20 protein-coding genes and 1 pseudogene are annotated in these 24,639 nt (G+C 64.6%); 9 read left to right on the plus strand and 12 right to left on the minus strand.

The window, feature by feature from the left end; translation table 11 throughout:
- Positions 1 to 41: 41 nt before the first annotated feature.
- Entirely contained in the window at positions 42 to 2,132 is a 2,091-nt protein-coding gene (metG, locus tag IHV84_RS00315) for a methionine--tRNA ligase (RefSeq protein WP_198845365.1), read from the plus strand.
- A 105-nt stretch (positions 2,133 to 2,237) separates the two neighbouring features.
- Here metG and IHV84_RS00320 read toward each other — a convergent pair whose 3' ends face one another.
- Together IHV84_RS00320 and IHV84_RS00325 are read right to left on the minus strand one after the other, a co-directional pair.
- Positions 2,238 to 2,879 (minus strand): YitT family protein, encoded by a 642-nt coding sequence (locus IHV84_RS00320; RefSeq protein ID WP_198845366.1) that lies wholly within the window; start codon positions 2,877 to 2,879, stop codon positions 2,238 to 2,240.
- Positions 2,880 to 3,118: 239 nt separating this feature from the next.
- Positions 3,119 to 3,643 carry an outer membrane protein assembly factor BamE gene (locus IHV84_RS00325; RefSeq protein WP_198845367.1) on the minus strand — a complete coding sequence of 175 codons (525 nt, stop codon included), beginning with the start codon at positions 3,641 to 3,643 and terminating at the stop codon, positions 3,119 to 3,121.
- A 42-nt stretch (positions 3,644 to 3,685) separates the two neighbouring features.
- Between IHV84_RS00325 and IHV84_RS00330 the strand changes: the two genes are divergently transcribed.
- From IHV84_RS00330 to IHV84_RS00350, 5 genes are all read left to right on the plus strand, one after another.
- Complete coding sequence (locus tag IHV84_RS00330; protein ID WP_044396037.1) at positions 3,686 to 3,892, plus strand: DUF3460 family protein; 207 nt, start codon at positions 3,686 to 3,688, stop codon at positions 3,890 to 3,892.
- An 85-nt stretch (positions 3,893 to 3,977) separates the two neighbouring features.
- Positions 3,978 to 4,841 carry a ScpA family protein gene (locus IHV84_RS00335; RefSeq protein WP_066786414.1) on the plus strand — a complete coding sequence of 288 codons (864 nt, stop codon included), beginning with the start codon at positions 3,978 to 3,980 and terminating at the stop codon, positions 4,839 to 4,841.
- A 67-nt stretch (positions 4,842 to 4,908) separates the two neighbouring features.
- A complete protein-coding gene (nadB, locus tag IHV84_RS00340; RefSeq protein ID WP_198845368.1) occupies positions 4,909 to 6,498 on the plus strand; it encodes an L-aspartate oxidase in 1,590 nt (529 codons plus the stop codon).
- A 153-nt stretch (positions 6,499 to 6,651) separates the two neighbouring features.
- On the plus strand, positions 6,652 to 8,250 hold the full coding sequence (locus IHV84_RS00345) for a phosphoethanolamine transferase (protein ID WP_198845369.1): 1,599 nt from the start codon (positions 6,652 to 6,654) through the stop codon (positions 8,248 to 8,250).
- Between the two features lie 196 nt (positions 8,251 to 8,446).
- The gene (locus IHV84_RS00350) at positions 8,447 to 8,815 is read left to right on the plus strand and encodes a 5-carboxymethyl-2-hydroxymuconate Delta-isomerase (RefSeq protein ID WP_044396029.1); all 369 of its coding nucleotides are present in this window, start codon (positions 8,447 to 8,449) and stop codon (positions 8,813 to 8,815) included.
- Positions 8,816 to 8,851: 36 nt separating this feature from the next.
- Here the strand turns inward: IHV84_RS00350 and IHV84_RS00355 are convergent, their stop codons facing one another.
- Together IHV84_RS00355 and IHV84_RS00360 are read right to left on the minus strand one after the other, a co-directional pair.
- Positions 8,852 to 10,465, minus strand: a complete 1,614-nt coding sequence (locus IHV84_RS00355) for a gamma-glutamyltransferase family protein (RefSeq protein ID WP_198845370.1) — start codon at positions 10,463 to 10,465, stop codon at positions 8,852 to 8,854.
- 54 nt (positions 10,466 to 10,519) lie between these two features.
- Positions 10,520 to 11,491: a tripartite tricarboxylate transporter substrate binding protein gene (locus IHV84_RS00360; RefSeq protein ID WP_198845371.1), complete on the minus strand. Its 972-nt coding sequence runs from the start codon at positions 11,489 to 11,491 to the stop codon at positions 10,520 to 10,522.
- Positions 11,492 to 11,626: 135 nt separating this feature from the next.
- On the opposite strand from IHV84_RS00360, the gene IHV84_RS00365 reads away from it, so the two are divergent.
- Positions 11,627 to 12,550 carry a LysR family transcriptional regulator gene (locus IHV84_RS00365; protein WP_198845372.1) on the plus strand — a complete coding sequence of 308 codons (924 nt, stop codon included), beginning with the start codon at positions 11,627 to 11,629 and terminating at the stop codon, positions 12,548 to 12,550.
- Between the two features lie 7 nt (positions 12,551 to 12,557).
- Here IHV84_RS00365 and IHV84_RS00370 read toward each other — a convergent pair whose 3' ends face one another.
- The 6 genes and pseudogenes from IHV84_RS00370 to IHV84_RS00395 all read right to left on the minus strand — a co-directional run bounded on the left by IHV84_RS00370 (position 12,558) and on the right by IHV84_RS00395 (position 19,597).
- Positions 12,558 to 14,342, minus strand: coding sequence for a chorismate-binding protein (locus IHV84_RS00370; protein WP_198845373.1), 1,785 nt, complete (start codon positions 14,340 to 14,342; stop codon positions 12,558 to 12,560).
- Between the two features lie 69 nt (positions 14,343 to 14,411).
- Entirely contained in the window at positions 14,412 to 15,542 is a 1,131-nt protein-coding gene (gene nadA, locus IHV84_RS00375; RefSeq protein ID WP_198845374.1) for a quinolinate synthase NadA, read from the minus strand.
- On the minus strand, positions 15,539 to 16,387 hold the full coding sequence (nadC, locus tag IHV84_RS00380) for a carboxylating nicotinate-nucleotide diphosphorylase (RefSeq protein ID WP_198845375.1): 849 nt from the start codon (positions 16,385 to 16,387) through the stop codon (positions 15,539 to 15,541). Before nadC ends, nadA begins: the two co-directional genes overlap by 4 nt.
- Before the next feature lie 109 nt (positions 16,388 to 16,496).
- Positions 16,497 to 17,810 (minus strand): fumarylacetoacetase, encoded by a 1,314-nt coding sequence (gene fahA, locus IHV84_RS00385; RefSeq protein WP_198845376.1) that lies wholly within the window; start codon positions 17,808 to 17,810, stop codon positions 16,497 to 16,499.
- A 22-nt stretch (positions 17,811 to 17,832) separates the two neighbouring features.
- A pseudogene (locus IHV84_RS00390) lies at positions 17,833 to 18,370 on the minus strand (VOC family protein).
- A gap of 192 nt (positions 18,371 to 18,562) precedes the next feature.
- A complete protein-coding gene (locus tag IHV84_RS00395) occupies positions 18,563 to 19,597 on the minus strand; it encodes a diguanylate cyclase domain-containing protein (RefSeq protein ID WP_198845377.1) in 1,035 nt (344 codons plus the stop codon).
- A 257-nt stretch (positions 19,598 to 19,854) separates the two neighbouring features.
- On the opposite strand from IHV84_RS00395, the gene panB reads away from it, so the two are divergent.
- Both panB and panC read left to right on the plus strand, forming a co-directional pair.
- A complete protein-coding gene (panB, locus tag IHV84_RS00400) occupies positions 19,855 to 20,745 on the plus strand; it encodes a 3-methyl-2-oxobutanoate hydroxymethyltransferase (RefSeq protein WP_198845378.1) in 891 nt (296 codons plus the stop codon).
- Positions 20,746 to 20,790: 45 nt separating this feature from the next.
- Positions 20,791 to 21,651 carry a pantoate--beta-alanine ligase gene (panC, locus tag IHV84_RS00405; RefSeq protein WP_066789102.1) on the plus strand — a complete coding sequence of 287 codons (861 nt, stop codon included), beginning with the start codon at positions 20,791 to 20,793 and terminating at the stop codon, positions 21,649 to 21,651.
- 261 nt (positions 21,652 to 21,912) lie between these two features.
- Here panC and IHV84_RS00410 read toward each other — a convergent pair whose 3' ends face one another.
- On the minus strand, positions 21,913 to 23,184 hold the full coding sequence (locus tag IHV84_RS00410; protein WP_198845379.1) for a restriction endonuclease subunit S: 1,272 nt from the start codon (positions 23,182 to 23,184) through the stop codon (positions 21,913 to 21,915).
- Positions 23,181 to 24,635: an N-6 DNA methylase gene (locus tag IHV84_RS00415; protein ID WP_198845380.1), complete on the minus strand. Its 1,455-nt coding sequence runs from the start codon at positions 24,633 to 24,635 to the stop codon at positions 23,181 to 23,183. Before IHV84_RS00415 ends, IHV84_RS00410 begins: the two co-directional genes overlap by 4 nt.
- Between the last annotated feature and the right edge of the window lie 4 nt (positions 24,636 to 24,639).

The raw sequence follows: 24,639 nt of genomic DNA on the forward strand, positions 1-24,639 counted from the left end.
TGGCCTAAAATCGCGGGTTCCGCCTGAGAAAGTGTCTCCCCATGTCGTCACCTGCCCGCAAACTCTTCGTCACCACCGCCCTGCCGTATGCCAACGGCAACTTCCACATCGGCCACATCATGGAATACATCCAGGCCGACATCTGGGTGCGGTTCCAGCGAATGCAGGGCAATGCCGTGAACTTTGTGGGCGCGGACGACACGCACGGCGCGCCCATCATGATTGCCGCCGAAAAAGCCGGCGTCACGCCCCAGCAGTTTGTGGCCAACATTGCCGCAGGCCGCAAGCAGTATCTGGACGGCTTTCACATCAGCTTTGACAACTGGCACAGCACCGACGCGCCCGAAAACCACGAACTGGCCCGCCAGATCTACCGCGACCTGCGCGACCGCGCCGATGGCAGCCTGATCGAAGTGCGCACCATCGAGCAGTTCTTCGACCCCGAGAAGAACATGTTCCTGCCTGACCGCTACATCAAGGGCGAATGCCCCAAGTGCCACGCCAAGGACCAGTACGGCGACAACTGCGAGGTGTGCGGCACGGTGTACGCCCCCACCGACCTGATCAACCCCTACTCGGCCCTCTCCGGCGCCAAGCCCGAGCTGAAACACTCCGAGCACTTCTTCTTCAAGCTCTCAGACCCGCGCTGCGTGGAGTTTTTGCAGAACTGGACGCAAGACGGCAAGCTCCAGCCCGAGGTGGCCAACAAGATCAAGGAATGGTTCAGCGTCCGCACCAACCCCGACGGCACCACCAGCGAAGGCCTGGGCGACTGGGACATCAGCCGCGATGCGCCCTACTTCGGCATCGAGATCCCGGACGCGCCCGGCAAGTACTTCTATGTGTGGCTCGATGCGCCCGTGGGCTACCTCGCCTCGCTCAAGAACCTGCTGGACAAACGCGGCGAAAGCTACGACGCCTACATGGCCGACCCGCTGCTTGAGCAGTACCACTTCATCGGCAAGGACATCGTCACCTTCCACACCCTGTTCTGGCCCGCCATGCTGCACTTCAGCGGCCGCAAGACGCCCAACAGCGTGTTCGTGCACGGCTTCCTCACCGTGAACAACGGCGAGAAGATGAGCAAGAGCCGGGGCACGGGCCTCGACCCGCTCAAGTACCTGAGCCTGGGCATGAACGCCGAATGGCTGCGCTACTACCTGGCCGCCAAGCTCAGCGCGCGCAACGAAGACATCGACTTCAATGCCGAAGACTTCATGCTGCGCGTGAACAGCGATTTGATCGGTAAGTACGTGAACATTGCCAGCCGTGCGGCGGGGTTCCTGACCAAGCGGTTTGAAGGCAAGCTGACCCAAGACTTTGACGCTGCTGGCAGCGCCCTGCTGGCCGAGGTGCGCGGCGCCCGCGACACCCTGGCCCAGCTGTACGAAGCCCGTGAATACGGCAAGGCCACCCGCGAAATCATGCTGCTGGCCGACCGCATCAACGCCTACGTGGACCAGAACAAGCCCTGGGACCTGGCCAAGGACGCCGCCAACAATGTGGCCCTGCACCAGGTGTGCTCGGTGCTCATCAACGCGTTCGACGCCCTCACCCGCTACCTGGCGCCCGTGCTGCCTGGCCTTTCACGTGCCGTGGAAGGCTTCGTCGGCCGCAGCATGACCGAGTGGGCCGTGGACGGCAACGTGCAGGCCATCCAGCCCTACAACCACCTGATGCAGCGCGTGACGCCCGAGCAGCTTGAGGCATTGTTTGAGCCTCCAGCCCAAGCAGCACAAGCGCCAGCAGCTACAGAAACCGTAGCAGCTCCAGGAGGCGAAGAGCTGGCCCCCACCATCACCATCGACGACTTCACCAAGATCGACCTGCGCATCGCCCTGATCGTGAACTGCGAGCCGGTGGAAGGATCGACCAAACTGCTGCGCCTGACGCTGGACGTGGGCGAGGGCAAGACCCGCAACGTGTTCAGCGGCATTGCCAGCGCCTACAAGCCCGAAGATCTGGTGGGCAAGCACACCGTGATGGTGGCCAACCTGGCCCCGCGCAAGATGAAGTTTGGCGTGAGCGAAGGCATGGTGCTGGCCGCCAGCCATGGCGACGAAAAAGCCAACCCCGGCATCTACGTGCTCAACCCCTGGCCCGGCGCCACGCCCGGCATGCGGGTGCGCTGATCGCCTGCGATTGGTTCCAATGACAAGGCCCTCGCTCAGAGGGCCTTTTCTTTTGGCAACACACGCTGATAGCAGCGCCAGGCAACCAGCCTCAGGGCAGAAGCGTCAACCGCCCACGTACCGCCCCGGCCGGTGGCTGATCCATAAAAACACGCCCATCACCACGGCCGCCAGCACCGAATAAAACACCCGCTCGAGCGGCACCACGAACAGGGCCAGCAGCAGCACTACGCAGTCGATCGCCAGTTGCACCTTGCCCGCCCGCACGCCGTAGCGGTTTTGCATGTACAGCGACACGATGGTGGCGCCCCCCAGGCTGGAGCGGTGCCGAGCCAGGAACAAGCAGCCCGTGCCCAGCAGCAGCCCACCGAGCAGGGAGGCAAATAGCGGATTGATGTAGCTGACCTGCATCACATGCGGGAACAGCTCGGTCAACAGCGACAGCAGTGCCACGCTGACGAAGGTTTTGAGCGTGAACTCGCGGCCCATGCGTGTCCAGGCGAACCAGTAAAAGGGCAGGTTCACCACAAAGAACAGCTTGCCGAACGAGATGTCGGTGACGTAGTGCAGCAAAAATGCCATGCCCGCCGTGCTGCCAATGAGCAACCCGGCCTGGTTGAACAGCATGAGCGCCATGGCCACAAACAGGGTGCCCGAGAACAGGGCTTGCGCATCTTCATAAGTGCCGTGGCGCAAAGACACTACGGGGCCGGGGGCAGACGAGTTGCTGGATTCAGCAGGAGACATGGAAAAAACTCTTGGTTTTGAAAATGGAGAGGGGTCAGAGCCTTGTGAGCCCCAACACCATGGGCCCCTGTCACGGGGGCACAAGAACACAAGCAAACAGCGCGCCAAACGGAATGTGGCTCTGTTGCCAGCGACAATCAACGCCTCAATTGCTATTAAATAAATAGCATTCAGCGCTTAAGATTCAAGCGCTGGGCCTTATTTTCTTCTATTTTCAAAATCCAGTAGCACACCTGGCTCTATCGACCACCGCCCTTGTTCTCGTGGGCATCCATGTCGTCACCCGTGTAGGTGCGCAGTACACGCTGGTCTGGCCCATGCACCACGGTGAACAGCTTGGGCGAGGTGGCGGGCAAGGCAAAGCGCCAGTCCACCTCGGTTTCGCCCTTGAGGGCGAAGTGCATGGTTTTGGCGGGCTTGCCCAGCATGCGGCGCACTTCGCTCATGGGCATGCCCGGCTGAATGCGCGCGAAGTTCTCGGGCGTCAGCACCTGGCGCACCCCGGCCAGCTTGCCGTCGGCCCCCAGCGTGATCATGTAATTGACCTGGCCGGCGGGCTGGCGGTTGTACTCAAAGGTGCGGGCACCGCCTGGCTCCTCCCAGATCATCTCAGGGGCGCCGAAGCGGTCGCGCACATCGGCTTCGGTGGAAACGCCCGGCTGCAACTCGCTCAGCCGCTGGGGGTCGCACCCCGCTGCGGCCAGCAGGGCGAGTGCCGCCAGCACGGTGGCGGCGGCACGGTGAATATGATCAGAAAGTGGCATGGCATCGTCCCGGTAAAATCCAGCAAAAGAGGTTCACTGCACATGTCTATTTTCCGCCGCCCCGACTACCAATCCGACGCCACCCAATTCATCAACCAGCTCAAGGCCACCAAGCCTGAACTGGACAAGCAGCAGCAAGCCGGCCGCGCCCTGCTGTGGGACAAGCAGGTAGACCGCCAGCTATGGAACGATTACCGCCAGGCGCGCGTGGCCCAAAAGCCTTACGTCTACCAGACCAACGCGGACTGAGCCTTGCCGCCGCCAGCATTTGCAATGTAATCAGCCCCTGGCGCTTGACCAGCAAGCGCTAGCAGCTATTTATTTCATAGCAAACATGAGCAACGCAGCGCCCACCAGCAGCGCACCCGCCGACAATCAACCGGAAGCTACTGGCAGCACCATGCCCGACGTGGTGGATCAGGTGGCGCTGGCGCGCCTGTATGGCGAGCCACTGTTTGCGCTGCCGCAAGACCTGTACATCCCGCCCGACGCGCTTGAAATCTTCCTCGAGGCCTTTGAAGGCCCGCTGGATTTGCTGCTGTACCTGATCCGCAAGCAGAACTTCAACATCCTCGACATCCCCATGGTGGGGGTGACCAAGCAGTATCTGGCGTATGTGGACGAGATCCGCAGCCGCAACCTGGAGCTGGCCGCCGAGTATTTGCTGATGGCGGCAATGCTCATCGAGATCAAGTCGCGCATGCTGCTCCCGCCCAAGAAGCAGGCCGAGGGCGAAGAGCCCGAAGACCCGCGCGCCGAGCTGGTGCGCCGACTGCTCGAATACGAGCAGATGAAGATGGCTGCCGCGCGCCTGGGACAGCTGCCGCAGTACGGCCGCGACTTTTTGAAGGCACAGGTCTACATCGAACAAAGCCTGCAGCCGCGCTTCCCCGACGTGCATGTGGTGGAACTGCAGGAAGCCTGGCGCGACATTTTGAAGCGCGCCAAGCTGGTGCAACACCACAAGATCACCCGCGAAGAGCTGAGCGTGCGCGAGTACATGAGCATGGTGCTCAAGACTTTGCAGGGCCGCCGCTTTGTGGAGTTTGAAGAACTCTTCGAGCCTGAAAAAGGCAGCACGGTGCTGGTGGTGACCTTTATTGCGCTGCTGGAGCTGGCCAAAGAGACGCTGATCGAAATCACGCAGGCCGAGGCATTCGCCCCCATTTACGTGCGCCTCGCTTACACGCCAGTCTAGACTGGCTCCCCCCGTCCACCGCCCTGGCCGGTGGCCATGGCGTTACCCCTTTCCTCACCCGCAAGCCATGGCATCCCACGACTTCGACGTTCTCATCGTAGGCAGCGGCCTCGCCGGCCTCTCGGCCGCACTGCACCTGGCGCCCACACACCGCGTGGCCGTCATCACCAAGCGCACGCTGCAAGATGGCTCCAGCGGCTGGGCCCAGGGCGGCATTGCCGCCGTGCTGGCCGACGACGACAGCTTTGCCGCGCACATTGAAGACACACTGGTGGCAGGCGCAGGCCTATGCGACCTGGCCACCACGCGCTTTGTGGTGGAGAACGCGCCCGAGTCCATCGCCTGGCTGCGCGGCCTGGGCGTGCCCTTCACGCTCGAAGGCGACCAGCTGCACCTGACCCGCGAAGGCGGCCACAGCGCGCGCCGCATCGCCCATGTGACGGACGCCACCGGCGCAGCGGTGCAGCGCACGCTGATCGACGTGGTGCGCGGCACGCCCGGCATCACCCTGTTTGAGCAGCACACGCTGGTGGACCTGATCACCACACGCAAGCTGGGATTGAACGGCAACCGCTGCCTGGGCCTGTATGCGCTGGACAGTGACACGGACGAGGTTGTGACCTTCCGCGCACCGCAAACCATCCTGGCCACGGGCGGCGCGGGCAAGGTGTACCTGTACACCACGAACCCCGACACCGCCACGGGCGACGGCATTGCGGCCGCTTGGCGTGCAGGCTGCCGCGTGGCGAACATGGAGTTCATCCAGTTCCACCCCACAGGCCTGTACCACCCGCACGAAAAGTCCTTTCTGATCAGCGAGGCGGTGCGTGGCGAAGGCGGGCAACTCAAGCTGCCCCCATCGGCCGGTGGCACGCGCTTCATGCCCGACCACGACCCACGCGCCGAACTGGCCCCGCGCGATGTGGTGGCCCGCGCCATCGACTTCGAGATGAAAAAGCACGGCCTCGACTGTGTGCACCTCGACATCTCGCACCAAAGCCCCGCGTTTTTGCAGGAGCACTTCCCCAACATCCTGGCGCACTGCGCATCGCTGGGCATCAACATCACGAAGGAACCCATCCCCGTGGTGCCCACCGCCCACTTCACCTGCGGCGGCGTGCTGACCGATCTGGCTGGCCGCACCGACCTGCCGGGCCTCTACGCCGTGGGCGAAGTCGCCTACACCGGCCTGCACGGCGCCAACCGGCTGGCCAGCAACTCGCTGCTTGAATGCATGGTGTTCGCACGCGCTGCCGCCCTGGCGATTGCCGCCACACCTGCTGCCGAACTGCCCACCGTGCCCGCCTGGGACGACAGCCGCGTGACCGACGCGGACGAGTCCGTCGTCATCTCGCACAACTGGGACGAGCTGCGCCGCTTCATGTGGGACTACGTAGGCATCGTGCGCACCAACAAGCGCCTGGAGCGCGCCGCGCACCGCATTGCGATGCTGCAAGGCGAGATTCAGGAGTTCTACGCGCACTTTCACGTCACGCGCGACCTGCTGGAGCTGCGCAATCTGGTGCAGGTGGCCGACCTGATCGTGAAAAGCGCACAGCTGCGCCGCGAAAGCCGGGGTCTGCACTTCAGCCGCGACTACCCGGAAGTGGCTGCGCCTGCTGCGCCCACCATTCTGGTGCCACCGGTGCAGCGCTGAGGCCCCAGCCAGGGCCACTGGGGCGAAGCCCGAAAAAAGGCAGGGCACTGAAGGGAATTCGCGGGGCTGATAGACTGCGCCGCCGCCCACCCTGCCTGCCCCAGCGCAGGGTGTGCTTGCGGGTCTTGCCCGCCTTGCCCAAAAAGCTCTCCCATGTTGCCCAGCGCCGCCCTGCTCGCCATTGCCACGTTCTTCATCATCCTCGGGCATGACGGCCGGCGGGTAGCGCAACTGCTGGTGCTGTTTTTGCCCGCCGTGCTGTGGATGGCGTGGCCGGTGCGCACTGCGGGAATGCGTCAGTTGCGGCGGGTGGCTGTGGTGCTGCTCACCCTGGCCTTTGCCGCCGATGGCATGGTGCGCGCCTACCTCATGGAAACCTACCAGTCTGCCCCCGACAGCGCCACCGTGCTGGGCGCGCTGGCCAATACCAATGCGCGCGAGATGGCCGAATACATGGGCATGCACTGGCACACGGCGCTGCTGGGGCTGGCCATGGTGCTGGGCACCGGTGCGCTGGTGTGGCGCACCACGGCACCGGCAGACCATGCGGGCAGCGGGCCTGTGCGGCCACCGGCCCGCTGGCAAACCATCACACTGGCTGTGGCCCTGGTGATCTGCAGCGTTGCCTGGGTCAGCAAGCCCTGGCGGCGCCTGCACCCGCTGCTGTACTGGCCGCAGCTGGCCCAGTCGGTCACGGCCTTGCAAGCCCAGTGGCACGACCAGGACGAGCGCCGCGCCCAGTTGCTGCAGCGCGCGCAGGCACTGGCGCCCCAGATGACACTGTCCGGCCCATCCACCGTAGTGCTGGTCATCGCCGACAGCATCAACCGCGACAACATGCAGCTGTATGGCTATGGCCGCGCCACCACGCCGCGCCTGCTGGACATGCAGCGCCGCCACCCGGAAGAGATGCTGGTGCTGCGCCACGCCTGGTCGGCAGACGCCAGCACGCTGCCTTCGCTGAACAACCTGTTCGGGTTTGGCGAGCCCGATGCTGCGCAGGCCCAGCACCTGATCGCCATGGCGCGCACTGCGGGCTACAAGGTCTGGTGGATGAGCAACCACGATGACATCGCGGTGGAGCAACAGCACGCACGGCTGGCCAACGTGGTGGACATGGTCAACCGCACCCCGGGCCGCGCCAGCGCCTCGCTGGACGGCGAACTGCTGGACTGCATTCAGGAAGCGCTGGCAGACCCCGCCGAGCGCAAGTTCATCATCGTGCACCTGCTGGGCGCCCACCCGCACTACCGCCTGCGCTTCCCCAAAGGTGAAAACCCCTTCGACGATGAAGTGGACAGCGTCGAGACGCAAATGGTCACCCAGCAGCGATCGGCCCTGGTGCGCCGCCATCGGCAAGAGTACGACGCGGCGCTGCTGTACCACGACTTCGTGGTGGCGGAATCCCTGCGCGTGACGCAGCTGGACGCAAAGGCGCAAGAGCGCCGGGCTTGGGTGTACCTGTCGGACCATGGCCAGGAAGTGGGCCATGGTGAAAACCGTGCAGGCCACAGCCCCGGCACGGAAGCGGGCTACCGCATTCCCACCATCGTCTGGACCAACCACAGCCGCCCGGCCGCGTCTACCGATGTGGCGCAGCGCCCCTTCCGCGCCGACTGGGCGGGGTGGACGGTGGCCGACATTCTGGGTTTGGATTGGCAGGGTGAAATGCCTGAGCGCAATGTGCTGAACCCCCAGTACCGCTGGCAGCCCCCAAACCTGCCCGTGCAGGTGAAATCTTTCACCGACTGAGCAGCCTGCCAAGCCAGCAGCCCCACCCAGAGCGTGCACGGGCCGCGAACAAAGTGATGGAAAAGCGGGCACACTTCGGGCCGCGGGGTGCCACTTGACTAGCGGATCACCCCTGCCCAGAGCCTGCTTGCCCCAAGGCGCCACAGCCCGCGCACCTGACTCTGATCAACACCCACTGTACCGAAAGCCCGCAACCATGCCCCATCTGGTCATCGAAACCACAGCCAACCTCGGCACCTATCCCAAAGCCCAGGCGCTCAAAGAGTTGGCCGCTTCGCTCACCGCCCACCCGCAAATCCCGGTCGAGGCTGACCTGAAGATCCGCTTCGTGGACGTGACCGATTTCGTGATGGGCACAGCGCCTGAGCCGCGCGGCTTTGTGCACGCAGAGCTGCGCTTGCTGTCGGGCCGCACGCCCGAAGCGAAAAGCGAGCTGGCAGCGCGCGTGCTGGAAGTGCTGCAACGCCTTACCCCGCGCCCGGCGGGTGTATCGGTGCAATTGAGCGTGGAAGTGCGCGACATGGATCGAGCGCCCTACGCCAAGGCGCGCATCGATCCCCAGTGACAACAGGGCCCGGCTCTCCGCGAGGGACCTCAGGCCTCAGTACCCTGCAGCCAGCCCGTCGCGGCGCGGGTCGCTGGCGGCCACATAGCCTTCCACGGCCGGGTTGCCTGCGCGCCAGATGAACTGGCCCGCGCCAAAGTCCTGGTACGAATCGTTGATGACATCGATCTCATGGCCCAGGTCTTTCAGGCCCTGCACCGTGGCCGCATTCATGGCAGCTTCCATGTTGATGTTCAGGCCCTTGTTGAAGCGCCAGCGTGGCGCATCGCACGCAGCCTGCAGGCCCTGGCGATAGTCCAACATGCGCACCAACGTCTGCATGTGCCCCTGCGGCTGCATGTTGCCGCCCATCACGCCGTAGCTCATCACAGGCTGGCCGTCCTTGGTCAGGAAGGCCGGAATGATGGTGTGGAAGGGCCGCTTGCCCGGTGCCACCACGTTGGGGCTGGCGGCGTCCAGGCTGAAACCGTAGCCCCGGTTTTGCAGGCTGATGCCGTAGTGGGGTTCCACACAGCCCGAGCCAAAGCCCATGTAGTTGCTCTGAATGAAGCTGACCATCATGCCGTTCTCATCGGCCGCCGTGAGGTAAATGGTGCCGCCCTTGACCGGGTTGCCCGCCTGGAAGTCCTGCGCCCTGCGCATGTCGATGAGGCGCGCGCGCGAGGCCAGGTAGGCGTCGTCCAGCATCTGCTCGGTCGTCACTTCCATGGTGGAGCGTTCCGACACGTAACGGTACACATCGGCAAACGCCAGCTTCATTGCCTCGATCTGCAAGTGCTGCGACGCCGTGGAGTCCACCGGCAGACTGGCCAGATCGAACTTTTCGAGAATGCCCAGCGCGATCAGCGCGGCAATGCCTTGGCCGTTGGGCGGAATCTCGTGCAGCGTGTAGCCCCGGTAGTCGCGCGAAATCGGCGTGACCCACTCGGGCTGGTAGCTGGCCAGGTCTTTCACCGTCAGCGCACCGCCCTGCTCCTTGGCAAACGCGGCCAGGGCTTCGGCAATCTCGCCTTCGTACATCGCATCACCGTTGCTGGCCGCAATGGCCTTGAGCGCGCGCGCGGCCGCAGGGAAGCGGAACAGATCTCCCACCTCGGGCGCACGGCCCCAGGGCAAGAAGGTGCCCGCAAAACCGGCAATGCCCTGCAGCACAGGCGTGGCCGCTGCCCACTTCTGCTGCACCACGGGGGGCACCAGGTAACCGCGCTCGGCCACCTCGATGGCTGGGGCCATCAGGTCAGCAAAAGGCAGCTTGCCAAAGCGCTTGCTCAGTGCCACCCAGCCACGCACTGCGCCAGGGATGGTGACGGAGTCCATGCCGCGCATGGGCGGCGTGGGTGCGCCATCGCCGTATTTGGCCTTGAAATATTCAGGCGTCCAGGCCTGCGGCGCGGGCCCCGAGGCATTGAGGCCGTGCAGTTGCTGCCCATCCCACAAGATGCAGAACGCATCGCTGCCCAGGCCGTTGCTCACCGGCTCCACCAGCGTCATCACAGCGGCTGCGGCCACGGCCGCATCCACCGCATTCCCGCCCTTGTGCAGGATGAGCAGGCCCGCCTGCGCGGCCAGGGGGTGCGAGGTGGACACCACATTGCGCGCAAAAACGGGAATGCGGGTGGACAGGTAGGGGTTTGGGTGGTTGATCTGCATGCGGTCTCCGGGAAGCGGGTGTGGCTGGGTATGAAGCAGCGGTGAAGCAATGGTTTATTCGTTGACGATCTTGCGCTCGGCAATGATGCGTTTCCACTTGGCTTGGTCGTCAGCCACCATCTTGGCGAACTGCGCAGGCGTGCTGGTCACGGGTTCAATGCCCAGGGTGGTGAGCTTGGCGCGCACCTCGGGGTCGCTCAGTGCCTGGTTGGCAGCGGTGTTCACCCGGTTGACCACCTCGGCAGGCAAGCCCTTGGGGTCATACAGGCCAAACCAGGTGCTGGACTCGAAACCGGGCAGCGTGTCGGCCACGGGCGGCAAATCAGGGGCCAGGGGGGAGCGCTTGAGCGTGGTGACAGCCAGGGCGCGCAAGCGCCCATCGCGCACATGGGGCATGCCGGTGGGCAGCGAGTCAAACAACACATCCAGCTGCCCAGCCACCAGATCAGGAATCGCCAAGCCCGTGCCCTTGTAGGGGATGTGCGTGACGAACACGCCTGCCTGCGCCTTGAACAGCTCGGCCGTCAGTTGCACGATGGTGCCGTTGCCGCTGGAGGCGTAATTGAGCTTGCCGGGGTTCTTCTTGGCGTACTCGATCCACTCTTTCACCGTCTTCGCAGGCGAGCTATTGGGCACCAACATGATGCTGGGCGCATTGCCCACATGGGCGATGGGCGTGAAGTCGCGCACCGTGTCATACGGCAGCTTGGCGCCAATGGCGGGGCCGATGGAATGGGTGCTGGTGGTGGTGAACAGCAAGGTCTGGCCGTCCGCAGTCGCCTTGGCCGCCATGTCTGAACCCAGGCTGCCACCTGCGCCAGGCTTGTTGTCGATCACGATGGAAGTACCCAAGCGCTCGCCCATTTTTTGCGACAGGGTTCGCGCAAACAGGTCGGTGGCACCGCCTGCCGGGAATGGAACGACCAAGCGGATGGGTTTGCTGGACTGGGCCAGGGCGGCTGGCATGGCGGCGCCCAGCGCCAGGGCTGCGGCCAGGCCGCGCAGAAAGTGGTGGCGACGGATCATGGATCGATTCCTCACAAGGGGGACAACAACAACTCAGGGCCTGTAGAACCCGTTCAGGATCTTTCAAGCGCCAATGTAGGCGCTGTTGATCCATCAAAACAGATAATCAAAGTTATTTCACTATGACGCCACGTCATGAAACCCACTTTTGCGACGCCTGATGAAGTCTCGCTGCAGCAGTTCCGCGCCCTGGCGGCGATTGCGCAGACGGGCAGCTTCACGCTGGCGGCCGATGCGCTGCAGCTGACGCAGCCCGCCGTGAGCCACCTCATCAAGCGCATGGAGCAGCAACTGGGCCAGCCGCTGGTGGTGCGCGGGCGGCGCATTCGGCTCACCGATGCGGGACAGATGATGGCCGACACCGCGCAGCGCGCTCTGCGCATGATTGACGAATCGGTGCACGCCTGCCGCTCGCAGGCGCAACTGCAGGAAGGCCGCGTGGTGGTGGCCGTGGGGCACCTCACGGCCGGTGCCTTGCTGCCCGCTTTGCTCACCCGCTTTTCAGCGGCGCACCCGCAGCTGGTGGCCACGCTGCACGATAGCAATGCCGCGCAGATGGTGGCGCAGGTGCTCTCGCGCGAAGCCGATTTGGCGCTGGGCTCCGACATTGGCCAGACACATTCCGAGCTGGCCACCGAGCGCCTGTTCAGCGAACGCATGGCGCTGTTCCTGCGGCACGACCACCCGTTGGCCCAGCGCGCCAGCGTGCAAGGGCGCGATCTGGATGGCCTGCCCCTGGTGCACGTGAACCCCGATGCCGTGGTGTGGCGCGCCGTCAGCCGCGAGCTGAGCGCCGTCGCCAATGTGTACCCGCAGGTGGTGCACCATGTGTCGATGCTGACCACCGCGTTCGGCATGATCCAGGCGGGCGCCGGGGTGGCGCTGCTGCCGCGCTACGTGGCACGCCTGATGCCACCCGACCTGCGCGCCGTGCCCATCGTGCGGCCGGTGCTGGAGTTTCCCATCGTGGCGATCCGTTTGGCCAAGCAACCGCTCAGCCCCGCCGCCATGGCGTTTCTGGCCATGGCGCGGCAGCACCTCAAACCGTCGCTGGTGTGAACAGGCACTAGACCAGTTCCGCATCCAGCCAGCCACGCAGGCTGTTGATGAAGGCCCAGCGGCGCACGCGGTGCAGGTCTTGCACGCGCACCACGCCTTCCTGCACACGGCCTTCCCGCAAGGCCACTGCACGCCCCACACCCGGCAGCAGGCCGCAGGCCAGCGGTGGCGTGAGCCAGCGGCCGTCGTCCATCTGCATTGCCAGGTTACCGAAGGTGGACTCGGTGATTTCGCCTTCGGCATTGAAGAGCACGGTGTCGAAGATGCCGCTGCCCGGCGCTGGCGCAAAGGTGGCGTAGTGCGCACGCCGGGTGGTTTTGAAGCGCACCCATTCGCCATGCGCCTCAGCCAGGGGCCGGGTGGCCAGTTGCAATCGCACCGGGGTGGCCGTGGGTTGCAAGGCAAAGGCTTCTGCGCGTGGCTGGCCAAAGCGGTCCAGCAACAGGCGCACGCGCCACGGGCCTCTGCCATGCTGCGCCGCCAGTGCCTGCAGGCACGCGTGAACGGCAGCGGGCTGCCAGGGGTAGCCAAAGTGCTGCGCCGCCTCAGCCATGCGGGCCAGATGCTCTGCCTGATGGCGATAGACGCCATCGACCAGCGCCAGGGTTTCCAGCACCTCGAACGGTTCGCTCGCCCGGGCCAGAAAAGCCTGCTTGTGCAGCCATTCCTGCCACTCGGCACCCGCCTCTGCGCTCGCGGTGATGCCGCTGCCGATGCTGCATCGAGCCTGGGTGCCGCGCATCACCACGGTTCGAATGGGCACATTGAAGGTCGCGGCAATGCCGCCGCGGCCATCTGGCCGCACCACGCCGATGGCGCCGCAGTAGATGCCCCGGGGCTGGCGTTCCAGCTCACGGATGAGCTGCATCGCCCGCACCTTGGGCGCACCAGTCACTGAACCGCACGGGAACAAGGCGGCAAACACATCTGGCAGCCGCAGGCCACTGCGGGTGCGGGCCTGCACATCAGAGGTCATCTGCCACACGGTGGGCAGCGCCTGGGTGTGGAACAGCTCGGGCACCCGCACCGTGTGCGGCTCGGCAATGCGTGAGAGATCGTTGCGCAGCAGGTCCACGATCATCACGTTTTCGGCCCGCTCTTTGGGCGATGCGCGCAGGCGCTCGGCGGCAGCCACATCCAGCGCCGGTGTGGTGCCCCGCGCGGCCGTGCCTTTCATGGGGCGGGCCAAGATGCTGCCGCCAGCCGCGCTGGCCTGCCAGTCAAAAAACAGCTCGGGCGATACGCTCAGCACCTGCTCGTCGCCCGCGGTGAAGCACGCGACATAGCCGCCGGGCTGGGCGCGCAGCAAGGCGTCGAACAAGGCGGCGCCCTCACCGGTCACCGTGCCCATCCACGGTGCGGTGTAGTTGACCTGGTACAGCTCGCCGTCACCAATGGCCTGGTGGATGCGCGCGATTGCGGCATCAAAGTCTGGCCGGGTCAATGTGGGCAGCCAAGTGGCGCGGGCCTCTGCGGGGCCAGCGGCTTCGGCGGGCGGCCATGCAGACGGGGCACCGTCATGCACCTCAAACCACACCAGCGGGCCGTCTGCTGCGTGCACCTGCAGCGCCGCGTCGAAGGCCGGTGCTGCTTCATAGCGCACATGGCCCACGCACCAGTGACCTGCTTCGGCTGCGGCGTGCACGGCCTCCAGCACAGGCTTGACTTCGCCGATGTGATGAGCGACCAGCACGCGGGCTGGAGCCCCCCACCGCCCACGCAGGCGCAGGTTGCCCGCCGCGCGCGGCTGGGTGAAGTCGATCCAGGTGCCGGGCGTTGCAGCCAGTGTCATTACAAGCTCCAGAGGCCTCTAGCGCTTATCCCAAAAGCGCGAACAGCTATCAAATAAATAGCAAAATAATCAGGCAGCGCCCAAGTGGGGTACCAGGCTCCCGGTGGACTGACCATTCTTGAGGGCCGCCGTGAACGCCAGCATCCGGTCAATGGGCTGGCGCGCGCGCGGAATCAGTGCAGGGTCTACCTGCACGGCATTGGCGCCGGTTTCCAGCACACGGGCCACGTCGGCCAGGCCGTTCATGGCCATCCAGGGGCAGTGCGCGCAGCTCTTGCAGGTGGCGCTGTTGCCTGCGGTGGGGGCTTCGTAAAACGTCTTGCCGGGGTTGAGCGTGCGCAGCTTGTGCATCATGCCGTTGTCGGTGGCGACGATGAACTCGGTGGCATCCATCTCGCGCGCGGCCTTGAGGATGGCGCTGGTGGAGCCCACGGCATCGGCCAGGGCCACCACGTCGGCGGGGCTTTCGGGGTGGACCAGCACCTTGGCATTCGGGTGCTCTTTTTTGAGCAGCTCCAGCTCCAGCGCCTTGAACTCGTCGTGCACGATGCAGGCGCCGTTCCAGAACACCATGTCGGCACCCGTTTCGCGCTGGATGTAGGCACCCAGGTGGCGGTCCGGTGCCCACAGAATCTTCTGGCCTGCGGCCTTCAACGCACTCACGATCTCCAGCGCGCAGCTCGATGTCACAAGCCAGTCGGCCCGCGCCTTCACGGCCGCGCTGGTGTTGGCGTACACCACCACGGTGCGGTCCGGGTGCTGATCGCAAAACGCGCTGAACTCGTCAATGGGGCAGCCCAGGTCTAGGCTGCAGGTGGCGTCCAGATCAGGCATGAGCACGGTCTTTTCCGGGCTCAGAATCTTCGCCGTCTCGCCCATGAAACGCACACCGCTCACCACCAGCGTCTGCGCCGCGTGGTCACGGCCAAAGCGGGCCATCTCCAGCGAATCGCTGACGATGCCGCCGGTTTCCTCGGCCAAATCCTGCAGGTCGGGGTGCACGTAGTAGTGCGACACCATGACAGCGTTTTTCTCTTTCAGCAAGCGGCGAATCTTGTCTTTCAAAGCCACGCGCTCGGCCTGCGAAGGCTCGGGCGGCACACGCGCCCAGGCGTGTTTGGTGGAGCAGACAGAGCCCGCAGCTGCTTCGTCGGGCTGCTCGTACTCGACGTCAATACGGTTCATGGTGGTGGTACTCATGCCAGCTCCTGCAGGCGCATCGAGAAGTCGGTCGCCTTCACATCCTTGGTCAGCGTGCCGATGGAGATACGGTCCACGCCGGTTTCGGCCAGTTCGCGCAGACCTTCCAACGTCACGCCGCCAGAGATTTCGAGAATCGCGCGACCTGCGTTGATGCGCACCGCCTCACGCAGCATGGGCAGCGGCATGTTGTCGAGCAGCACCATCTTCGCGCCAGCATCCAACGCCTCGGCCAGTTGCTCCAGCGTTTCCACTTCAATCTCGATGAAGCTGGCCTGGGCGGCCACTGCCTGCGCAGCTTTCAGCACCGCCGTCACGCCACCTGCAGCGGCGATGTGGTTCTCTTTGATGAGCACCGCATCGTGCAAGCCGATGCGGTGATTGGTGCCACCGCCCACGCGCACAGCGTACTTTTGCGCCAGGCGCAGGCCGGGTATGGTCTTGCGCGTGTCCACGATGTGGGCGCGGGTGCCCGCCACCACATCTACATAAATGCGCGTTTTGGTGGCCACGGCCGACAGCAGTTGCAAAAAATTCAACGCAGTGCGCTCGGCGCTCAGCAAGGCGCGGGCATTGCCTTCCAGCTCCAGCACCACCTGGTCGGGGGCGCAACGCTGGCCCTCGTGCACATGCCAGGTGATCTGCACGGTGGGGTCCAGCGCGCGCAGGGCGGCCTCGGCCCAGGGGGCGCCGCAGATCACGGCCTCTTCGCGCGCCAGGATGCGGGCGCGGGCGCGGCGGGCGGGGTCAATCAGGCCGGCCGTCAGGTCGCCAGTGCCTACGTCTTCGGCCAGAGCGCGGGCCACGTCAGCCTGGGCCAGGGCCGTTACGTCGTTGTCGTTCATGGGGAGGGTCGCGGGTTGTAACACTGCTGTCATGGCCCGGGAGCATAGCCGCAATGCAAAACCCATGGCGCGACCTGCCCCGCACCGCCCGAGTGCTGGGCCGCTTGCTTCAGAGTGCGGGCAGCACCGTGCCCCAGCACTCACCAAAGCCCACGCGCGCAGCGCCCGGCTTCTCGCACCAGCCGCGAATCACCACCGCGTCGCCGTCTTCCAGAAACACGCGCTGCTCGCCGCCGGGCAGCTGCACGGGGTTCTTGCCGCCAGTGGTCAGCTCAATCAATGCCCCGGCTTGATCGAGCGTGGGGCCCGACAAGGTACCGCTGCCCAGCAAGTCGCCCGGCTGCAGGTTGCAGCCGTTGACGGTGTGGTGGGCCAGCATCTGGGCAATCGTCCAGTACGCGTGGCGGTAGCTGGTGCGGCAGATGGTGGCATCGCCCTGCCCGGCCTGCGCCATGCGCGGCGTGCGCAAGCCCACCTGCAGCTGAATGTCGAATGCGCCCTGCGCCTGGTTGGCGGGTGAGTCGAGGTAAGGCAGTGGGGCCGGGTCGCCCTCGGGCCGGGTGAACGGCACGCGGTAAGGGGCCAGCGCTTCCAAAGTCACCACCCACGGGGAAATCGTGGTGGCAAAGTTTTTGGACAGGAACGGGCCGAGCGGCTGGTATTCCCAGCCCTGGATGTCGCGCGCAGACCAGTCGTTGAGCAAGCAGATGCCAAACACATGCTGCTCGGCCTGCGTGATGGGCACGGCATGGCCCAGCGCATTGCCTTCACCCACGAAGATGCCCAGCTCCAGCTCAATGTCGAGCCGCTTGCACGGGCCCACCACGGGCATTTCGGCGCCGGGGGGCATGGTCTGCCCCTTGGGGCGATGAAACGCCTGGCCCGACACGCCAATACTGGATGCGCGGCCGTGGTAGCCAATCGGCACCCATTTGTAGTTGGGCAGCAGTGGGTTGTCGGGGCGGAACTGCTTGCCGATGTTGGTGGCGTGGTGCACCGAGGTGTAGAAGTCGGTGTAGTCGCCAATGCGGGCGGGCACGTCGTACTCGGCCTCGGCCTGGGGCACCAGGCAGCCTTGCAACGCCGCCTGCTGGGCACTGCCCTCGCGCAGCGCGCGCGACAAGGCCAGGCGCAGGGCGCTCCAGGCGGCTTCGCCCAAAGCCATCAGGGCATTGAGCTTGTCTTGCGCGCCCGCTTGCGCAGCCGTGGCCGCCACGCCCGTGAAGGCGCCGCTGGCCGCTGCGGCGGACAAATCCAGAATCTGGTCGCCAATGGCTACGCCACCGCGGAAGGCTTCACCGCTGCCCTTGCGGCGGAACACCGCAAACGGCAGGTTTTGCAGCGGAAAGTCGTTGCCAGCAGCATTGGCGCTGGCCACCCAGCTGCGCAGGCTGGGGTCATGGGTTTCGTTCAACAGGGTCATGGGGTTCTCTTGGGCGATTGCCTTACTGCGCCATGCTGCCGTCGTGCATCCACGCGGCATGGCGGGGGGGCGCGGCGGGTTTCGCTCCACTCCTGCAGCATGGCCCACTTCACCTCGTCGAGCTTGGCGTACATCTCGGGCGTGCCCACATCGGCGGCCAGTTCCAGACGGTGGCCGTTGGGGTCGAAGAAGTAAATGCTCTTGAAGATGGTGTGGTCCGTGGGGCCCACCACTTCAATGCCCGCTGCCTCCAGCCGCGCCTTGGTGGCCAGCAGCGTGTCCATCGAATCCACCTTCAGCGCCAGGTGCTGCACCCACGCGGGGGTGTTGCGGTCGCGGTCCATGGGCGGCTGGCTGGGCAGTTCGAAAAACGCCAGCACGTTGCCGTCGCCTGCGTCCAGAAAGACGTGCATGTAGGGGTCTGGCGCCTTGGTGGAAGGCACTTCGTTTTCGGCAATGGCCAGCACGAACTTCATGTCCAGGTGCTTGACGTACCAGTCCACGGTTTCTTTGGCGTCTTTGCAGCGGTAGGCAACGTGGTGAATTTTTTGAACCAGCATCGAAATCTCCTGGGGTTAAAACTTTGAACGGGTTCTAAGAGCGGCTAACAAAACTCAGCGAAGCGGTTCTGGCTAGGCGCCGCGTCGCAGGCAGTACGCGTAGTACGACAAGACGCGGCAACGACGCCAGAAGAGTTTTGTTAGCCGCTCTAAAAGGGTCACAGCTCCTGCAGCGCAGCCCGCACCACGGCATCAGACGATGGGCGGTGTGTGCAGCCGCGCGCGATCAGCGCTGTGCGCCAAGTGATCTTTGGCCGTGACCTGCAGCTCGTAGCTGAAGAAGTGGTTGCGCCCCAGCGCCTTCGCGGCGTACAGCGCCTCATCGGCCCGAGTCACCATGCCCATCGAGGTAGTGCTTTCATCGGGCACACAGGTCGTGATGCCGCCAGACACCGTCACATACGGCGACACCGGCGACGCCGGGTGCGGCAGCTTGCCGCTGGCCAGCAGCTCGGTCAGCGCTCGGGCAAACATCATGGCGCCTGAACGGGGCGTGTTCGGCAGGATCAGCGCAAACTCCTCGCCCCCCAATCGGCAGGCCAAATCGCCAGGGCGCTGGCAAGTCCGCGCCAGCATATTGGCCACGGCCTGCAGGCACTTGTCACCTTCAGGGTGGCCCAGGTTGTCGTTGTATTGCTTGAAGAAGTCGATGTCGCACATCATCAGCGTGAGCGGCTTGCTCTCACGCCGGGCCATGCGAATCTGCTCGTGCAGCACCCGGTCAAAGCCCCGGCGGTTGACGAGCCCCGTCAGCGCATCGCGCTCGATCAGCGAATTCAACTGGCGGTTGGCTTCGTACAGCTCCTCCGTTACCGTCACCAGCCTTCGCTGCATGGTCAACAGGCGCTGCATGGCGCGGATCTTGGCGGCCAGCACCGTGGCCCGCACGGGCTTGACCAGGTAGTCGTCGCCCCCGGCCCGAATGCCCTCCCACAGGTCTTCATCGCGGCCCATGCCGGTCAGGAAGATGATGGGCGTCCAGCGGCCATCTTCCAGGTCGCGAATGCGCTCGGCGATCCAGTAGCCATTCTTGCCCGGCATCAGGATGTCCAGCAGCACCAGGTCGGGTTGGTGCTGTTCAAAAACGGCCAACGCCTCTTCGGCTGAAGCGGCCTCCAACACCTGCTTCACGCCCATGCGCAACAACTCTTGGGACAAATGGCTGCGTACTGAATCCTGGTCATCCACCACCAAAATTCTCAAATCCGTGTTCTGAAGAATCGCCATCGTCTGCCCTGTTTTCACAACCAATTCCACTATTCAACCTAGCCCAGTCCAAGCGCTTTCCTTTAGCGGATCTGGGCTCTTTTGCCTCCATTTTGCAGCCAATCACCCGGAAACACCCCGGTCACAATTCTTGCCAGGCAGGCAACTGCGCCTTGCGCCAAGGCCCCACCACACCCCAGGCCAACCCCTGCGCGGCCCGCACTGTCATAGACTCGCGGCAATTTTTTTCAGAGACAACACCCCAAGGGTGACCCCGCATGACCGCCACCACTGCCCCCCAGCCGCCCAGCACCACCCCCTACGGCACCCTGCCGCCCGCATCGCCCCTGCCCCAGCGCCGCCCTGTCAGCCTGCCGCGCTTGGCCCAAATGCGCGAGGCCGGAGAAAAAATCACCATGCTCACCGCCTACGACGCCACCTTTGCCGCCGTGGCCGATGCGGCGGGCGTGGACTGCATCCTGGTGGGCGATTCGCTCGGCATGGTGTGCCAGGGCCTGCCCAGCACCGTGGGCGTCACGCTCGACACCATGGCCTACCACACCGCCAGCGTGGCCCGGGGCCTGCAGCGCGTGCAAGGCACCGCCTGGCTGGTGGCCGACCTGCCCTACGGCACCTACGCAGAAAGCCGCGAACAAGCCCTGCGCAGCGCCTGCACGCTGATGCAGGCGGGCGCGCACATGGTCAAGCTCGAAGGCGGTGGCTGGACGGCACCGACGGTGGAATTTTTGGTGCAGCGCGGCGTGCCGGTGTGCGCCCACCTGGGGCTGACGCCCCAAACCGTGCACGCCCTGGGCGGCTACCGCGTGCAAGGCAAAACCGACGAAGCCGCCCGCACCCTGCGCAAAGACGCCCGCGACTTGCAAGACGCTGGCGCCACCATGCTGGTGCTGGAGATGGTGCCCGCCCCCCTGGCCGCAGAGCTGACGGCCGAGCTGCCCCACTGCCACACCATCGGCATTGGCGCTGGCAACGGCACCGCAGGCCAGGTGCTGGTGTTGCACGACATGCTGGGCATGAACCTGGGCAAGATGCCCAAGTTCGTCCACAACTTCATGCAAGACGCTGGCAGCGTGCGCGGGGCCGTGGAAGCCTACGTGCAGGCCGTCAAGCAAGGCCGCTTTCCCGACAACGCATTGCACGCCTGGTAAGTCGCCTGGTAAGCCCTTTTGAACACGAACACAAAGCCCCGTCCCATGCTCATCACCCACACCATCGACGAACTGCGCCAGGCCCTGGCCCCCTACCGCCGCCCCGCCTTTGTGCCCACCATGGGCAACCTGCACGAAGGCCACATCAGCCTGGTGCGCCAGGCCAAGCCCCTGGGCGATGTGACGGTGGCCAGCATCTTTGTGAACCGCCTGCAGTTCTTGCCCCACGAAGACTTTGACAGCTACCCCCGCACCTGGGAAGCCGACTGCGCCGCCCTGCAAGCCGCAGGCTGCGACGTGCTGTTTGCCCCGCGCGAGGCCGACCTGTACCCCCAGCCCCAAACCTTCAAAGTGCACCCCGACGCCGCCCTGGCCGACCTGCTGGAAGGCCACTTTCGCCCCGGCTTTTTCACCGGCGTGGCCACCGTGGTGATGAAGCTGTTTGCCTGCGTGCTGGGCCAGACCGGTGGCGTGGCCGTGTTTGGCAAGAAGGACTACCAGCAGCTCATGGTCATCCGCCAGATGGTGCAGCAGTTTGCGCTGCCCATCACCATCGTGGCGGGCGACACTGCCCGTGCGCCCGATGGCCTGGCCCTGAGCTCGCGCAACGGGTACCTGAGCCTGCAAGAGCGCCAGGAAGCCGTGGCCCTGTCGCAAGCCCTGCGGCACCTGAGCGAACGCTGGCTGCAGGCCCTGCAGCAAAGCGACCTCACCGCCCCGCCCCACGCGCTGGAGGCACAAGCCATGGACGTGCTGCGCGCCCGAGGCTGGCAGCCCGACTATCTGACCGTGCGCCGCCGCACCGACCTGCAACCCGCCACCGCCCACGACGGCCCCGGCACCCTGGTGGCCCTGGGCGCAGCGCGGCTGGGCAGCACGCGGCTGATTGATAACCTGGAGTTTTGACGGCGCTGCGGCACGACACAGCCCAACACAGCACGACACGACACGGCCGCAATTTGCTATTGAAAAGAGAGCTGCCAGCGCTTGTTAGATAAGCGCTGGCAGCCTATTTGGCTTCAAAAAACCCCGCCCATCGGCTGGGCCGCCCCGGTGTGGGGCCGCCCCGCACTGCCACAGCGCACCACCGCTACGGCACACCACACGCGCTACCAAAATCATAGCTGCTAGCGCTTACTGGATAAGCGCCAGAGCCACTTTTCACCATCAACTTTGCACCACCGCCTTGCGCCCCCGGCCTGCGCTGGCCTTGGGCGCCGTGGCGCGCTCGGCCTGCAGGCGGCGCAGCAGCTCGGCTGCGGGCTCATCGTTCGGGTCTTGCGGCACCAGCTCACCGCGAAACGCCTTGGCCAGCAACGCAGGGGTCAGGCGCGTGGCGGCAGTCTGCGCCTGGGCCAGGCGGGCTTCAAGCCGGTCGGCAAAGGCGAACAGGGTTTCTACGCGGCGGACGATTTCGGTTTGTTCGTCGAAGTGAGGAAGCACAACGAGCAAGCCGTAAATTTTCTGCCCGGATATCACAGGCTGAGCCGTCGATGAATCGTTCTGACGAAGGTCGATTGCTTGAAGCGCAAAAAATAGATAGTTCTTTTGCACGATCTTTGGGTCATGCCGAACGATTAGGGCGTTATCTGTGACCCATGCAATTGGGGGCGTCAAATGCACGCTGCCGCAGTAATAACCAACACGCCCAATCAACAGCGTAGGTTCAACGGTGTTTGCCTGATCGTGGTACCCAGTGATGCCGTTACCGCCGAATACGGGAATGCCACCGGAACTGACCATCTGCTTTGCAGTTAGTCCCTGACCCGATGAAACGCGAATGATGGTTCCGAGTTCGTGTGCTTTTGGCGCTGGGAGCCGCCTATCCAGCCTCCAATCCTCCGTCAACCGCCCCGAGGTGGCGGCGGCGAGGACGGATTGGCGGAAGCGTTTGAGCAGGGGGGCGACGCGGGCCAGGCGGGTGTTGACGGCGTCTACGCGGGTGAGGACGGTGTCGAGTTTGTTAGCGATGCGTTTCTGCTCGGGCAGAGGTGCCAGCGGAAACGGTGCCTCTCCAAACTTCCCCTTGTTCAGTATGGCGATGGTCGTCGCAGATGACTCACGCTCCATCCACGACTTCAAGGTTTTGCAGAGGTAGTAACCATAGCGGTCATCTACGATTTCGCGGTGAAACTCAGCGCTGTTTATCTGCTGATTGGTCGCAAGAGGAACACCCGCAAAGCCGACTTTTCCCAGGTTACCGATACAAGAAACGAGTGTTGATCCCGCACGCACCAACCGAGACTGCTGAGCACCAAGCTCGGTCAACTGCTGCTCCGTAACGGTAATGGGATCTGCACTATCGAGGTCACCAGGCTTTACGAACGGGACGCTGCCACCGTAGTACTCGGGTGACTTTGTTGACGGGGTATTGCCCGTCACAAGGTTTGCAACGGTTTTCAGGTTGGTGTTGAGCCAGGTGTCAGGAATTTCACTCATGCCACCTCCCCCAACTCCACCAAAATCGCTTCCAGCTCCGCCACCGCCGCATTCAACGCCTCCACCGCCTCCCGCGCCAGCACCGCTGGTTCAGGCAAATCCGCTGCGTCTTCGGCGTTGTCGTCTTTGAGCCAGGCAATGTCCAGGCTGTCGCCGCGCTCGGTCGCAATCCATTCGCGGCGGAAGCGGCGGAAGCGGCCTTGTTCGCCCTGGTCTTGCCTGGCGGCTTTTCCATTCGGGTCGGTACCGTAGGCGGCCACAAAGTCGGCAAAGTGGGCGTTGGTGAGGGGGGTGCGTTTGCCAAACTTGGGGGCGTTGGCGCGCATGTCGTACACCCACACTTCCTGTGTGCTGCCAGTGGCGGCCTGGCTCACTTTTTCAAAAAACAGCACGTTGGTTTTGACGCCCTGGGCGTAGAAGATGCCGGTGGGCAGCCGCAATATGGTGTGCAGACGGCATTTGTCCATCAGGTCGCGGCGCACGTCGGCGCCTACGCCGGCTTCAAACAGCACGTTGTCGGGCAGCACCACGGCGGCGCGGCCACCGTCTTTGAGGTGGCGCACGATGTGCTGCAAAAAGGCCAGTTGCTTGTTGCTGGTGACAAACGTCAAGTCATCTCGCGTGGGGCCGCCGCCGCCTTTGGCGGTGCCAAAGGGCGGGTTGCTCAGCATCACGTCGCTGTGGGGCAAGGTGCTGCCTGCGCTGGCCAGGGTGTTGCCCAGGTGCACCACGCCCTGGTCGTCGCCTTCCATGCCGTGCAGCAGGCAGTTCATCAGCGCCAGGCGCCGGGTGCTGGTGACCAGCTCCATGCCAATGAAGGCGTGGTTGCGCTGGAACTGGCGCTCGCGCTCGGTCAGGTCGTAGAGGTTGTCGGTGCGCTCTTTGATGGCGCGGTCGGCCGCAATCAAAAAGCCACCGGTGCCTGCGGCGGGGTCTTGCACCGTTTCGCCCGCCTGGGGCTTGATGACCTGGATGATGGTGTCAATGAGCGGGCGCGGGGTGAAGTATTGGCCTGCGCCGCTTTTGGTTTCGCTGGCGTTCTTCTCCAGCAGGCCTTCGTACAAATCGCCCAGGCCGTCGCGCTCGGCGCTGAACCAGTCAATGCCGTCCAGGCTTTTGACGAGCTGCTCGAGGTGGCGCGGCTCCTTCAGGCTGGTTTGCGCGTCGGCGTAGATGGCGGCAATGAGGGGGTCGGTGCTTTGGCTGAGCTTGAGCAGCGCTTCTTTGTAGTACAGCAGCAAGTCCATGCCGCTGCGCCGCGTGAACTCGCCCCAGCGGGCGTAGTCGGGCAGCTTGTGCTTGTGCAGCACACCGCTTTCGGTGCTTTCGTGCTCCATTTTGATGAAGAGCAGCAGCACCAGCTCGGTGACGTAGTCGCTGTAGTTGATGCCGTCGTCGCGCAGCACGTCGCACAGGTTCCAGAGTTTCTGGACGATGTCTTGGGTGGTCATGGTT

The sequence above is a fragment of the Acidovorax sp. IB03 genome, from assembly GCF_016406015.1.
Taxonomy (GTDB): Bacteria; Pseudomonadota; Gammaproteobacteria; order Burkholderiales; family Burkholderiaceae_C; genus Acidovorax; species Acidovorax temperans.